General features: G+C 68.6%; 11 protein-coding genes. 2 read left to right on the top strand and 9 right to left on the bottom strand.

Annotated features, from left to right (window positions below; all coding sequences use genetic code 11):
- Window positions 1-44 precede the first annotated feature (44 nt).
- Window positions 45-929 carry a hypothetical protein gene (locus A4R44_RS29185; RefSeq protein ID WP_067587703.1) on the top strand — a complete coding sequence of 295 codons (885 nt, stop codon included), beginning with the start codon at window positions 45-47 and terminating at the stop codon, window positions 927-929.
- A 1714-nt stretch (window positions 930-2643) separates the two neighbouring features.
- Here A4R44_RS29185 and A4R44_RS29175 read toward each other — a convergent pair.
- Genes A4R44_RS29175 through A4R44_RS29155 form a run of 5 tightly spaced genes read right to left on the bottom strand, consistent with a single transcriptional unit; the run spans window position 2644 to window position 6159 of the window.
- A complete protein-coding gene (locus A4R44_RS29175; RefSeq protein WP_067587697.1) occupies window positions 2644-3501 on the bottom strand; it encodes an aldo/keto reductase in 858 nt (285 codons plus the stop codon).
- Window positions 3498-3932 (bottom strand): cupin domain-containing protein, encoded by a 435-nt coding sequence (locus A4R44_RS29170; RefSeq protein WP_067587694.1) that lies wholly within the window; start codon window positions 3930-3932, stop codon window positions 3498-3500. Before A4R44_RS29170 ends, A4R44_RS29175 begins: the two co-directional genes overlap by 4 nt.
- 53 nt (window positions 3933-3985) lie before the next feature.
- Complete coding sequence (locus A4R44_RS29165) at window positions 3986-4330, bottom strand: carboxymuconolactone decarboxylase family protein (RefSeq protein WP_067587689.1); 345 nt, start codon at window positions 4328-4330, stop codon at window positions 3986-3988.
- Window positions 4331-4360: 30 nt separating this feature from the next.
- Window positions 4361-4750 carry a DUF2255 family protein gene (locus tag A4R44_RS29160; protein ID WP_067587686.1) on the bottom strand — a complete coding sequence of 130 codons (390 nt, stop codon included), beginning with the start codon at window positions 4748-4750 and terminating at the stop codon, window positions 4361-4363.
- Window positions 4747-6159, bottom strand: coding sequence for an MFS transporter (locus A4R44_RS29155; RefSeq protein WP_232791826.1), 1413 nt, complete (start codon window positions 6157-6159; stop codon window positions 4747-4749). The genes A4R44_RS29160 and A4R44_RS29155 overlap by 4 nt, the downstream gene beginning before the upstream one ends.
- Before the next feature lie 102 nt (window positions 6160-6261).
- Here A4R44_RS29155 and A4R44_RS29150 point away from each other — a divergent pair, with 102 nt between their 5' ends.
- Entirely contained in the window at window positions 6262-7176 is a 915-nt protein-coding gene (locus A4R44_RS29150; RefSeq protein ID WP_067587876.1) for a helix-turn-helix transcriptional regulator, read from the top strand.
- A 527-nt stretch (window positions 7177-7703) separates the two neighbouring features.
- On the opposite strand, the gene A4R44_RS29145 is transcribed toward A4R44_RS29150, so the two are convergent.
- Genes A4R44_RS29145 through A4R44_RS29130 form a run of 4 tightly spaced genes read right to left on the bottom strand, consistent with a single transcriptional unit; the run spans window position 7704 to window position 13349 of the window.
- Window positions 7704-9320 (bottom strand): glycerol-3-phosphate dehydrogenase/oxidase, encoded by a 1617-nt coding sequence (locus tag A4R44_RS29145; RefSeq protein WP_067587684.1) that lies wholly within the window; start codon window positions 9318-9320, stop codon window positions 7704-7706.
- Between the two features lie 22 nt (window positions 9321-9342).
- The gene (locus tag A4R44_RS29140; protein WP_067587682.1) at window positions 9343-10842 is read right to left on the bottom strand and encodes a glycerol kinase GlpK; all 1500 of its coding nucleotides are present in this window, start codon (window positions 10840-10842) and stop codon (window positions 9343-9345) included.
- A 19-nt stretch (window positions 10843-10861) separates the two neighbouring features.
- On the bottom strand, window positions 10862-11803 hold the full coding sequence (locus A4R44_RS29135; protein WP_095213683.1) for a hypothetical protein: 942 nt from the start codon (window positions 11801-11803) through the stop codon (window positions 10862-10864).
- Window positions 11804-11843: 40 nt separating this feature from the next.
- Entirely contained in the window at window positions 11844-13349 is a 1506-nt protein-coding gene (locus A4R44_RS29130) for an FAD-binding oxidoreductase (protein WP_232791825.1), read from the bottom strand.
- Between the last annotated feature and the right edge of the window lie 2 nt (window positions 13350-13351).

Genomic DNA, 13351 nt, shown 5'->3' with positions numbered 1-13351 from the left:
CGATGCACGGCGTCGAGCAAGCGACTACGACGAGAGGGACGTCGATGACGACTCAGTACGACGTGGTACAGGAAACGCCAACCGGCGCGTCATATGAGCGCATCGCGTTCGGACGGATCAACGTCCGCGGCGCGGAACCCTTGGGAGAGCGGGCATACTCCCGGTATCTGTTCTTGATCCGGCTCTTCGAGGAGCGGCTGGAGAAAGGACAGCTCGCCTCGGTCGTCGCAGACGACGCCGGCAATCCCGACGATCCGTGGTATCTCAGCATCTTCAGGCTGTCAGACCTCCCCGACGGCGACTACGGCTGGCTCGCCGATCGATTCCAGCTGCTGACCTTCCGCCGGAGCAGCGATGACGACGAAGGCCCCATCATCGCGATCGACACCCGAAACCGCTGGTTCGCGCTCAGCCCGCCGGAGCGCATGTCAGTCGGCGACGCACGAGCCGAGGCGGAAGCGGTCGTCCGCGCAGTAGTGGGCCAATGGGGACAAAGCCGTGAGTTCGCCGGCCTTTACGACCTGGACTTCGTTTCTTCCGGCACTCGCGTCACGGAGTGGTTGGCTGCCCATCGTGTCATCAGCGAGCTGACGCTCTGGATCAAGCGCACGAATCCCGGCGTCGACCTCACCGAACATCGAAAGTTGCTGGCCGCGTATAACGCGGACGAGGAAGAAAGGACTCTGCGCGCGACGAAGCGGTCGAGTCTCGAGATCGACGATGAACTGATCGAGTCGATCAGCCCCGACCTCGCCAACGGGCACGTGCAAGTCCGCGCACGAGGCGAGACCGAGGACGGCGACGCCGAGGAGATCGACACGCGCGAGATGCCGGACGAAGAACGCCTCACTACCGGGCGCGCCGCACTGGCCACGTTGGTAGTGCGCGTACTGGCGGCTTTGATCAGCCGTCTGGATTCAGCCCCGTGACTCCCCCAGCAGTGCAGCCGGACGGACGACCGGTCAGGTGGGAGGGCAACGCGGCCGCGCGGACCTTCTGGCAATACGCGAGGTTCGGACCGCGTGAGATGTGGTGGGGCGAATGGGTCGCGATTCTCCTCGGCGGCGGAGGCGGCTGTTGGATCGCGCTCGGTGCCTCAGACAAAGCGAAAGNCGTCGCCATCGGCGCTGCACTCGCAGGCGTCGTGATCGGCGGAGTCATCGCCGGCATGGCAATCCAAGCAGCCGGACTGGACACAGAATTCCTCCGAAAGCTCAACAAGCTCGGCATCGCGACGGAGCGGTACCTCACCCCGTTCCTCAGCACGACCCTAATCGGCGTGCTCGCGGTCGCGATGCTGATCGTCTGGGGCGCGATGGCCCAGATACAACCCGCGTGGATCGCAGGCATCGCAGGCACCACCGCGGGCGGGCTAGCCCTGTGGTCCCTCGCCAGCCTCATCCCTGCCCTCGGCACTCTGGTCCAGTTCGTAGGCTTACGCCAGGAATCAATCGGACGACTCAAGGATTCCGACAGCTAAACGGGCAATCCGCCGGGACAGTTGTCGCACCGTGCAGCGTTGCGCTGTCGAGATCGCCGTGGAACGGCTCGCCGGCACGATCACTATGGAGAAGTTCCCCGCGTCCGGAACCGACCGATGACAACGGTTTGGCTCGCAGGGACAGCGGCGGAACCCTGTCACTGGCCGTCGTCTTCGCCCATCGATTGGTCACGGCGGCGGAGCTCGCGTTTGCCGCCTCCTCTATCCGCCGAGCAGCGTGCCTTGGCGCGCTCGAGATCTTCTGGCACGCCGCCACCGAGTTCCAGCTGCGCACGGGCATCGCATCGGCGAAGCGGGCTTCCGCCCCTAAAGCGCCGTACCCGGTCGGGCATGGCCCTGGCCAAGCCATGGTGGGGCAGTGGCCAGATCCGGGCAGCACCCGACACCGTCACCCGGCAAGAGTCGTCTCGTCAAACTCACCGACACTGTCGGCGATATGCCCCGCAGAGCAAGTGTCACCTGCTCACCCGGACCAAGACTGGCCACAGCGAGCGCTGCGGCTGGACGGCGGACTCTTCGGGCGACGTCCAAGAGCCATTCAGCCAGCGTCAGTACCAGGTGCTCGAGTGCTTCCGTGATGCCGACGATCTCCGCCGGACGTCTACGTCCGTCAGCCTCCATCCGATACGAATACTCGACGAAAAGCCACAGATGTGCTCGCGCGATACCTGGACGGTTGGCCATCGGCCTGTACTGAAGGATCTCGATGGGACCAAGGGTGTCGTCAGCGCCCTGCAGAGCCGTAATGAGCTGGGCGCGATCGAGCACGTCGGAGGGGAACGCGTGCGCCTTGATCCCGTGACGAGACAAACCGGCGGCCATCTCGGCTGTGCGCTGCGGACCGCGCGACCAGTGCCAACGGGGTGACCTGCGGACCCGAAACGCCGCGCGGTCGCGAACCCTAGTCCGGGCCGGCGGCCGACCAGGGCAACGGCGGGCACACCGGCGAGCAGGCCGACTGCGGGCTGGAGATTCGGAATCCCGGATCGGGTGATCCCGATATAAGTTGTGGCGAGCCCCCATCTGCTTCCGCATTCCCGGAGAAGTCGCGGCCGATCAGGTCCGGGGCGGAGGCGGCGGGTTTGTCCGCTGTCGGGCTGCCCGGCCGGTTGAGCGGCGATGCCGGGCCGCGCTGGTCGCTGTTATTTGCCGCTGTAGACAGGGAATGCGCTGGAGTCGCCGTAGTCCCGTTCGTCCAGGTTCTGGAGGGTGTCCATGTCCGCGTCGGAGATGACGAAGTCGACCTGGGCGTTCGAGCGCATGTGGTCGGGGTTCGCGGTTTTCGGCAGGGACACGGTGCCGAGCTGGAGCGTGTACCGGATGCACAGCTGCGGGACCGAGACTCCGTACCGGTCGGCGACCGTCGCGACAGCGGGGTTGTTCAGGATCTCGCCGTGCGCGATGGGCGAGTATGCCTCGACGAGGATGTCTTTGCTGTGGCAGTAGGCGATCAGCTCCGCGGGCGTGTTTCCGGCGTGCACGAGGATCTGGTTCACCTGCGGCGCGATGGTGGCGTTCCGGAGGATGTTGTCGAGGTCGGCTTGCAGGAAGTTGGAGACGCCGATCGCGCGGATCTTCCCTTCCTGGTGCGCTTTCTCCAGTGCTCGCCACGCGGCGAGGTTTCCGTCGGCGTAGCTGTCGCCGCGGAAGTCGTTCCACGGTTGCGGCGAGTGGATGAGCATGAGGTCGACGTAGCCGATGTCGAGTGTGGACAGCGATTCGTCGATCGCGGCCGCGGCCTGGTCGTAGTCCTTGATCTCCGCGGCGAGTTTGGTGGAGACGAACAGTTCCTCGCGGGGAAGATCGCTGGTGCGGATTCCCTCGCCGACGCCGTGTTCGTTGCCGTAGGCCTGTGCGGTGTCGATGTTGCGGTACCCGATCTCGGTCGCGGCGCGCACCGCTTCGGCGGCTTTGCCGTCGTCGATGAACCAGGTGCCCAGGCCGAGTTTGGGGATTTCGGCGCCGCCGGCCAGGGGGTAGGTTTCGTTCAGGATGGTCATGCGTTGTCTCCGTTCTTGGGCAGCGTGCGGTATTCCTCGTCGGTGACCGGTTCGAGCCATTCGTTGCTGACGCCCTCGCCCGGGGTGATGAAGGCGACGTGGGAGAACCAGGAGTCGGCCTTCGCGCCGTGCCAGTGCTTGGTGCCGGCCGGGACGCGGACCGTGGTGCCGGGCTTCATGCTGACGGGGTCTTCGCCCTCGGCTTGGTACCAGCCGCTGCCTGCCGTGCACAGCAGGATCTGGTCGCCTCCGCCTCCGGTGCCGTGGTGGATGTGCCAGTTGTTGCGGCAGCCGGGTTCGAAGGAGATGTTGTTGACGGGGACGCTTCCCGAGGCGAGGGGGGCGTTGTAGCTCTGGCCGGTGAAGTACTGCGCGTAGGCGTCGTTCTTCTCGCCGAGCGGGAAGATTTGGTCGAAGTCGTTCGCGGTCATGGCTTTCCTTGTTCGTGTCGGCGGTTCTTCGCGGGGTGTGGGCGGTTGTGCGCTCAGGCGTCGTTCTCGACGATGTTCTTCAGCACTGTGGTCGCTCCCATGCCGTTCGGCCACCCGGAGTAGAAGGCGAGGTGCAGGAGGGCTTCCTTCAACTCGTCGTCGGCGACGCCGTTGCGCCGGGCGAAGGCGAGGTGGAACTGCAGCTGGTCCATTTTCCCGAGCGCGGTCAGCGCGGAGATCGTGATCAGGCTGCGGTCGCGTTTGGACAGGCCGTCGCGCTCCCATACTTCGTCGAAGAGGACTTTGTCGGTGTAGTGCACCATTCCGGGAGCGAAGTCTCCGAAGGCGTTCTGTCCGCCGGTCCAGCCGGCGCTGTTCTCGTTCTGGTTGTCGGTCATGAGCGCGATTCCTTTCGATCGGATGGACGGTCAGTGCGCGGGAGTGAGCCGCAGGGTGGCGGCCACGGCCTGGTCGGCGAGCATCGGCTGCAGGTAGGTGGTGCCATACCGGGCGTACTTGGTCCGGTAGGCGGCGTCGACCTGCTCGCGCACGCCCGGGTCGGCGGCGGCAGCGACGACCTCGGCCTGCTGGCCCGGGATCCGGATGGCGCCAGCGGGGTGCCCGGCGGCGTGGCGGTACCAGGCTCCGGCCGCTCCGCGGTAGGAGCGGACGTAGAGCGCCCCGCCGACGGCGACGACCCAGATCGGCACGAACGGCCGCAGACTGCCGTCCCGGCGGCGAGTGCTGATCTCGATTTCCCCGGCGTCGCCGAACCGGGACAGTTCGCTGCCGCTCCAGGCCGGTGTCGTGTCGTTCATGAGGTCTCCTTCGCGGTGGGCAGGAAAAGGGCGAGGATCGCGGTCAGGGCCAGAACGCCGGCGGCGATCCACAGGCTCGCCTGCGCGCCGTGCACGAACGCTCCCGGCCGGGCCAGGAGACCGCCGAACACGGCGACCGCCAGCGCGCCCCCGATCTGGCGACTGGTGTTGAACACCCCGGACGCGACCCCGGCCTGGGCGTGCGGCACGGCATCGAGCAGCCCCGCGGTCGCGGGCGGGGACACGGTCGGTCCGCCTAGGCCGACCAGCACCATCAGCGCGGCGAACGCCCACAGCGACGCGGAGGCGGGCAGCACAGCGACGGCGGCGAGCCCGACGGTCATGAGCACCAGCCCGGTCACGATCAGGCTCTTGCGGCCGAGCCGCTCGGCCAGCCGCGCGGAGAACGGCGTCAGGACCAGCCCGATCAGCATCATCGGCAGGAACACAATCCCCGTGCTCAGCGCGGTCAGGCCGCGCTCCTGCTGCAGGAACAGGCTCACCACGAACGGCAGCCCGTAGTACCCGACCATGAACGCGAACCCGCTGACCACGGTGATCACCACGGTCCGGGAGCGAAACAGGCCCGGCGGCACCATCGGATGCGCCGCGAGCCGCTGCGCGAGCACGAACCCGGCCATGCCCAGGCCAGCCGCCGCCAGCGCCGCCACCACGACCGGGTCGCCGAAGCCGCGGGCTCCCGCCTCGATCACCCCGAAGGTGAGCGCCACCATCGCGACCGCGGCGGTGACCTGGCCTGGCACGTCGAACGGCACCGCCCGAGGCGCCGAGCGCCGGGCCCGGGCCAGCAGCACCAGCGCGACCGCGCCCACAGGGACGTTCAGGAAGAAGATCAGCCGCCAGTCCACCTCGGTCAGCGCACCGCCCAGCACCGGCCCGCAGGACGAGGCGACCGCACCGCCCATCGCCCACACCGCCACGGCCCGGCCGCGAGCCCGGGCCTCGGGGTAGGCCTCGCGCAGCAGCGCCATCGATGCCGGCATGACCGCCGCAGCGGCCGTGCCTTGCACGAACCGGGCGGCGACCAGCGTCCCCAGGGCCGGCGCGAACCCGCAGGCGACCGAGGCCAGCACGAACGCCGCCAGACCCAAGCCGAAGGCGCGTCGGGCGCCCAGGCGGTCCGACAAGGATCCAGCGGTCAGCAGCAGCGCGGCGAACATCAGCGTGTACCCGTCGACCACCCATTGCAGTCCCGCCACGCCGCCGCCCAGATCGGCCCGGATCGTCGGCAGCGTCACGTTCACCACCACCGCGTCCAGGGTCACCACGAAGAACCCGAGCACCGCCGCCGCCAACGCCGCCCCGGCGTGCCGGTCGCGGCTCGCCAGACGATCCAGCACGGCAGCGGCCGGCGATCCGGCGGACGGTGAAATGAAGGGGTCGTTCACGCCAACGAGCACACCGCAGTTCGCGCAGGCCAGACAGGTCGCGTTACGGGGGTACAACCTCAACCCCCCTCGCCGCCGCCCCCGGGACGTACCGTGGTCGGCGTGGACAACCGCGAAGAGATCCGGGACTTCCTGCTGACCCGGCGCGCGAAGCTTTCCCCGGAGCAGGTCGGGCTGCCCGGAGGCGGGCGGCGGCGCGTGCCCGGGCTGCGCCGCGAGGAGGTCGCCGTCCTGGCCGGCGTCAGCCCGGAGTGGTACACGCGGCTGGAGAAAGGCCACATCGCCGGGGTGTCCGAGGACGTGCTCGACGCCGTCGCCCGCGCCTTGCAACTGAGCGACGTCGAACGCCAGCACCTGTTCAACCTCGCCCGAGCAGCCAAACCGGTACGCACACCGCCACGGCGGACCGCGCCGAAAATCCCGGCCAGCGTGCAGCGGATCCTGGACTCGATGGTCGGCACCGCCGCCTTCGTGCGCACCGGCCGACTCGACATCGCGGCCGCCAACGCACTGGGCCGAGCCCTGTACTCCCCCGTCCTGGACGAGCCCGCGCACCGCGGCAACATCGCCCGGTTCGACTTCCTCGATCCCCGCGCCGCCGACTATTACCCCGACCACGACGGCGCCCTGTCCGTCGCCGTCGCTCTGCTGCGCACCGAAGCCGGCCGCACCCCGCACGACCCCGCCCTCACCGAACTGATCGGCGAACTCGCCACCCGCAGCGAAGCGTTCCGCACCCGCTGGGGAGCTCACGACGTGCGCTCCCATCGAGGCGGCGTCAAAACCTTCAACCACCCCGTCGTCGGCTACCTCGAACTCGCCTACGACTCCATGGAACTCGTCGCCGCACCAGGACTCGTCCTCACCGCCTACACCGCCGAACCCGCCAGCCCCTCGGCCGACAGCCTCAACCTGCTCGCTACCTGGGCCGCCACCGAAGCAGCACAGCCGTCCCGGCTCGCACAGCCCACGACAGAGGACACGCTGTCGGAGGAGAGCACCAACAAGTCCACCTGAACCCGGCAGGCCAGTCTTCCGCGTGGCAGGCAAAAACCAGAGAATAAGATTCAGGTTCGGCAAGGACGCAGCGATGTCGACGCACGCCCGCGCGACGGCCGATGTCTCGGCCAGGTTGTCGGTCGGGCCCCTTCCTCGGTCGCCAGCGCTGGTGCGCCCGATCCAGAATGAGAGCGACTCGCCACAGTCAGGACCTGGCGCGGCTGGACAGCAGCCCAGCTATCGAGAACGGTCCACTGGTCACCTCCGCACTCAGCGGCTCAGCCGCGCAACATCCTCTCCGCTTCGCCGCGCTGACTCCCGCCTCCGCTGAACCGGCGTTCTGCTGCTCCGTTGCCCGCTGCGGGCGAACTCGCCGGCCGGCACCTCCCAGACCGGCCAGGCCAGGAATCTTCTCGTCCCGGACGTTCGGAGGGAGCCTTGCGGCTCCAGGCGAGAGGTGCCGTACCCGGCGAGCGCCCTCATGACGTCGTCCTGTGACGGAAGCACCGGGCGGCCTGCCTTTCCGGGACAGCAACGGCACCGCGTCAATGCGGCCGGTGTTTCTCGACTAGCGCCCGATACTCCGCGATCTCCATCCGTTCCCGGTCCGGGCTCCAGGCGAGCAGGGACGCCAGTTCTCCGGCAATGGCGTCGATCTGGTCCAGGCCGCCGCGCGCGTCCCAGAAGAAGATCGACGTCCGCCGAACCAGAAGGTCTGCCAGGCTCTGGCACATTTCCTCGGCGACGCAGTGGCGTACCTCGGCTCGCGACAAACCCCGCGGCCCGATGATCTCCTGTGCGTTGGAAGACGTCGTCCAACGGCTGAGCAACTGTTCGCTCTGCGAGCCGTACCGACGCAGCCAGCTTTCGGCGACAGCAGCGGGCACGCCGGCGGCGAGGGCGCGACCCGTGAACTCGGAGTGATCGATCGCGGCCCCGCCGACGACGGGGACCTTGTCGGCGAGGTACTTCCGTCTCCCCGGAATGCCAAGGCGTTTGACCGCCGCGTCGACGAGGTGCTTCGCCATGACGCGGTTGCTGGTGAGTTTGCCGCCGGAGATGGTCAGCATGCCGGTCGGGCCGACGGTAATTGCGTGCTCGCGCGACGTGTTGCTGGCGGAGGTTCCAGGCTCCGGCGCGACCAGCGGGCGCAAGCCGGCCCAGGCGCCCACGACATGCTTTTCGGTCAATCGGGCGGCGGGGATCGTCCGGTTGGCCACGTTCAGCAGGTACCGGATGTCGGCGTCCTCCGGTTTCACCGCGTCGGGGTCGCCGTCGTAGTCGGTGTCAGTGGTTCCGATGTAGACGACGTCGCTTTCGAGCGACGGGGTCGGCCACACCACCCGGTTGTCGTCCGGCGACCGCAGGAAAACCGCGGTGTTGAGCGGAAAGTCGCTCTTGCGGACGACGATGTGCACCCCTTTGGTCGGGCGCAGCCGACCGGTCGGGCCGCGGCCGTGCTCAAGCGCACGGGTACGGTCGGTCCACGGCCCAGTGGCGTTCACGACCTGCTTGGCTCGGACGTCATAGACCTCGCCGGTCACCTGGTCGGCGAGGGTCACGCCGCGTGCCTTGCCCCCGTCGAGAACGAGACCGGTCACGGTGGCGTGGTTCATCAACCGCGCTCCAGCATCCGCCGCGCCTTTTGCGGTGTCCACGGTGAGTCGCGCGTCATCGGTGAGGACGTCGTAGTACATGCCGGCGCCGAGCAGGCCGTCAGCGGCCAGGTGGGGCTCGCGGTCCAGGACTTGGCGCGCGGACAGCATCCGGTGCCGCCGCTTGCGCCACTCGCCGGAAGCGGCGTCGTAGAACGTGAGTCCGAGGTTGAGCAGGGACTTCGACTCGGGATATCCCTCGTAGAGGAGGTACAGGAACGGACGCACCTCGGTCAGGTGCGGCGCGAGCCGCAGCATCCGCTCGCGCTCGCGCAGGGATTCCGCGACGAGCCGGAACTGGTAGGTCTCCAGATACCGCAGCCCGCCGTGGATCAGCTTCGACGAGCGGCTGGAGGTGCCGGCCGCGAAGTCGTCCTTCTCGACCAGCAGCACGGACAGCCCGCGCAGCGCCGCGTCTCGCGCGGTCGCCGCGCCGGTGATGCCGCCGCCGATGACGATCAGGTCGAAAAGCCGGTGGACCAGGTCCTCGCGACGGGGTCGCTGCACGGTTCTGCCTTTCTTCGCAGGGTTATTTCTTCAGCCAGCCGCGGGCGCGTTCGACCGCGCGCCGCCACGCCGCGTACTCGTCCTCGCGCCGGCCGGCGTCCATCCGCGGGGTGAACGTCGCGTCGATCTCCACGGTCGCCACCGCCTCCTCGGGCGACTGCCACACTCCGGTAGCCAGCCCTGCCAGCAACGCCGCGCCGAGGCTCGTCGCCTCCGTGTTCTTCGGTCGCGTCACCACCGCGTCGAGCTGGTCGGCCTGGAATTGCATGAGCAGATCATTCCGGGACGCGCCGCCGTCCACGGCGATCTGCGTGATCGGATACCCCGACACCGCACTCATCGCGTCGACGAAGTCGCGCACCGAGAAGACGATGCCCTCCAGGGTCGCGCGGGCGAGATGACCGCGCTCCGTACCGGGGCTGATCCCGATGATCGTCCCTCGGGCGTAGGGATCCCAGTACGGTGCGGAAAGGCCGGTCAGGGCCGGCACGAAGAAGACGCCGCCGTTGTCGGCGACCCGCCGGGCGACGGTTTCGGACTCCGCGGAATCCGCGATGATCGCCGCCCCGTCGCGGAGCCACTGCACTGCCGCACCGGTCGACCCGGCGTAGCCCTCGAGTGCGTACACCGTCTGGCCCCCGATCCGCCAGGCGATCTGGGACGTCAGCCCGCTCGCCGGGTCGATGACCGGCTTGGACCCGATCGTCATGTCCAGGAAGGTGCCGGTGCCATGCGTGCACTTGACCGCCCCGGGCCGGATGCAGCCCTGAGCGAACAGGGCCGAATGCTGGTCGGCGATCGCGGACGCGATCGGGATCCGTGCGCCGATCGCCTCCGCGGTCGTGTGCCCGAGCACCCCCGAGTCGTCCCGCACCTGCGGAAAAAGCGCCACCGGGATCCCGAGCCGGTCGAGCCACTCGGTGTACCACTCGTCGGCGATCAGGTCGTAGGAACCGGTCACCGATGCGTTGGAAGCGCTGATGACGTGCTCGGCTCGGCCGGTGAGCTGGTACACGAGCCACGAGTCGATCGTGCCGAAGGCCAGCCGTCCGGCGTCGGCGAGTTCCCGCGCGCCGTCGACGTTTCGCAGGACCCACTCGATGCTCAGCGACGAGTACACCGGTGCCACCGACCAGCCGGTGCGGCGGTAGGCCCGCTCGCCCCACTCGGCCTCCAGTTCGGCGGCGCGATCGGCGGTGCGGGTGTCCTGCCACACGATCGCGCGCGTGATCGGAAGCCCGGTCTCGCGGTCCCAGATGACTGTGGTCGCGCGCTGGTTGGTGATGCCGACCGCAGTGATCTCGGCGGCAGCCGTGCCGGAATTGCCCAGCGCCTGGGCCACCATGCGCCGCGTGGCGTCCCAGATCTCCATCGCGTCCTGCTCCACGCGGTCGGGCCCGGGATGGTACTGCGGGAATTCCGTGTAAGCCTGCGCGACGATCCTGGCCTGCTCGTCGTAGACGAGAGCGCGGATGCCGGTGGTTCCGGCGTCGATGACGAGAATGCGGGCGAGCGCGGACATCGTTGTCTCCCAAAGAGATTCAGGCGGGGAACAGGGCGACGGCGGCGAGCGCCACCGTCGTCATCGGCCAGATCGCGCTGGCCGGCGGATCGATGTGAGTGTCCCCGCGGATGAGCCAGAATCGCGAGAACGCCTCTCCGACAAGCGCCGTCGCTCCCCCGGCGGCCGCGCCGACGGCGAGACCGACGAGCGGGTCCGCTGTCGAGAACTTGGTGACGACAGCGCCCGCGGCGACCGCGCTGACCAGCGTGATGTGGTGGGTCGCGGGAACTTCGACCCCGAACGCCAGGAACAGCAGCGAGACCGCCGAGACCCCGAATCCGAGGTAGATCGCTCCGCTGGCGTGCGGGTAAGCGGCCAGCAAGCTCACCGCCGCCCAGGCCGAGAGCCCGCCTACGAAGAGTCCGAGCACGATCGCCATTCCGGGCTTCTGCTGGTAGGAGAGCCAGACATGGCGAGCATCCGGAACGAAACGAGCCCAGCCGGTCACCCCGTCCGCGTGCGCGCCGACCAACCCGCTGCGCCCGAACGCCAGCCGGGCGAGTACCGCGGAAGCCACGACAGCGAGGGCCGCGGTGTTGGTGTTCGCCCCGAACCAGGGAACTGCGGAGAAGAGCCGTTCGCCGAGGTATCCGAGCACTCCGAATCCGGAGCCGACGAGCAGAACGCTCGGCCGCGCCAGACTCACCAGCGGTGTCACGATGTCGCGGCCGGAGGCGACGAATCCCCGCCGGTGCGCGTACGCGACCGCGGCCACGCCGGCGGCGAAGGAGATGTGCGGGCCGAAAACTGGCCCGAAGGCCACGGTGTCGAGGAAGGCGGAGTTTCCCGATCCCATCAGGACCGCGACGCCGATGAGGACGGCGATACCGGTGAACACGAACGCGACCAGCGCGCCAAAGGTGGCTCCGAGGAAGCCTCCGGCGGCGGCGCCGACGAGCCCCGACACGTCGATGTGCATAGGGATTCCCTTTCCTGGACTTGAGATACGCCGGCGGCGGTCAGAGGCCGAGCTTGCCGGGATTCAGGATTCCGGCCGGGTCCAGCGCCGACTTGATCTTGCGCAGCACCAGGTGCGCCGACCCGAGAGAGCGGCGCGCATACGGCGATCGCGCGAGCCCGCCGCCGTGATGGTGCGACAGTTCAGCGCCGTGTTCCAGGCACACGGCCATCGCCGTGTCCCAGATCTGCCGCAACCGGTCCACGGCTGCGGCGTCGGTCTCCGCGCGGCCCAGCAGGATCACGTACATCGAGGTCCCCTGCGTATAGACGTGCGAGAAGTGCGCGAGGACCTCGTCGGCGAGCGGCGCGAGCGACTCCTTGAGCGCCTGGTACAGGCCGCCGATGCCGGACCAGGTGTGCGCGACCTCGATCGTTTCGGCGTAGCCGCCTGGTTCGCCGAGGAGGTTCTCGACGGTGGAGAAGTCGAAACGGCGTCCCATCCAGGCCTCCGCACCGGCCGGCCCCAGAAGCCGCCCGCCCCGAGCCGCGGCCAGACGTTCGAGGACCTGCATCTCCGCGCGCGCGACATCCTCGGGTCCGCGGGTGCCCGCGAACAGGACGGGGGTGCCCACCGACGGGTCCTTCAGGGCATGCCGAGCTTCGTCGGTGTCGTAGAACCGCAGCAGGTACGGGCTCAGCCCCTGCAGCGCTTGCTCCCGCATCAGCTCGAGGCCCGCCTCAACGGTGGGCAGCGCAAAGGTCTGCAGACGCGTCGGCAAGTCGCGGGGGAAGATCTTCAGCGTGACCGAGGTGACCAGCCCGAGAGTCCCCTCCGAGCCCAGGAAGACCTGCCGGAGGTCAGGCCCCATGGCTGCGCGCGGACGAGCCTCCACGCGCACTGTCTCGCCGGTTGCCAGCACGACGGTGTACCCGGTGACGAGATCCTCGATGCCGCCGTACATGGAGGAGAACTGCCCGGTGGCCAGCGTCGCGATCCACCCGCCGACGGTCGACCGATAGAGCGACTGAGGCGAGTGCCCGGTCGTGTAGCCCCGTTCTGCGAGGAGATCTTCCAGGACGCCGCCGTTGAAGGACGCGGACGCGGTCACGGTCATGTCGCGCTCGTCGATCCGGTGCTCCGCGGGAATCTTCGACACGTCGAGCACGATGCCCCCGTCGACCGGCAAGGGCTGCCCGGTCACCGACGAGCCGAGGGCGCGGACCGTGACCGGAATCCGGTGCTCCGCAGCGATCCGGAAGACACCGGACGCCTCGTCGAACGAGCTGAGCGCGACGACCGCATCCGCGCGGTGCGGGTGCCGCCCAGCCATGGACTGTTTGGTCGAAAGCGGCCATGTGTCATGGCTGCTCGCGTCGCGAGCACTGTCGGTCGCATCCACCGCATCAGGCCCGAGGAGGGCACGAAGGGCTGCTGTCGCGTCGTTGTCGAGGGACAAAGGGTTCACTCCCGGTCGAGCAATAATCCAAATTTTGAGTATTCCGTGTTTGGTACTATTGACGCCGACCGCGCTGCTGTCAAGCGCCGGAGATGCGACCGAGGACAAGG

It is taken from the genome of Amycolatopsis sp. M39, assembly GCF_001651785.1.
Lineage (GTDB): Bacteria > Actinomycetota > Actinomycetes > Mycobacteriales > Pseudonocardiaceae > Amycolatopsis > Amycolatopsis rubida.
The sequence above is the reverse complement of the archived record's forward strand: the minus strand, read 5'-3'. Positions and strand labels throughout refer to the sequence as shown.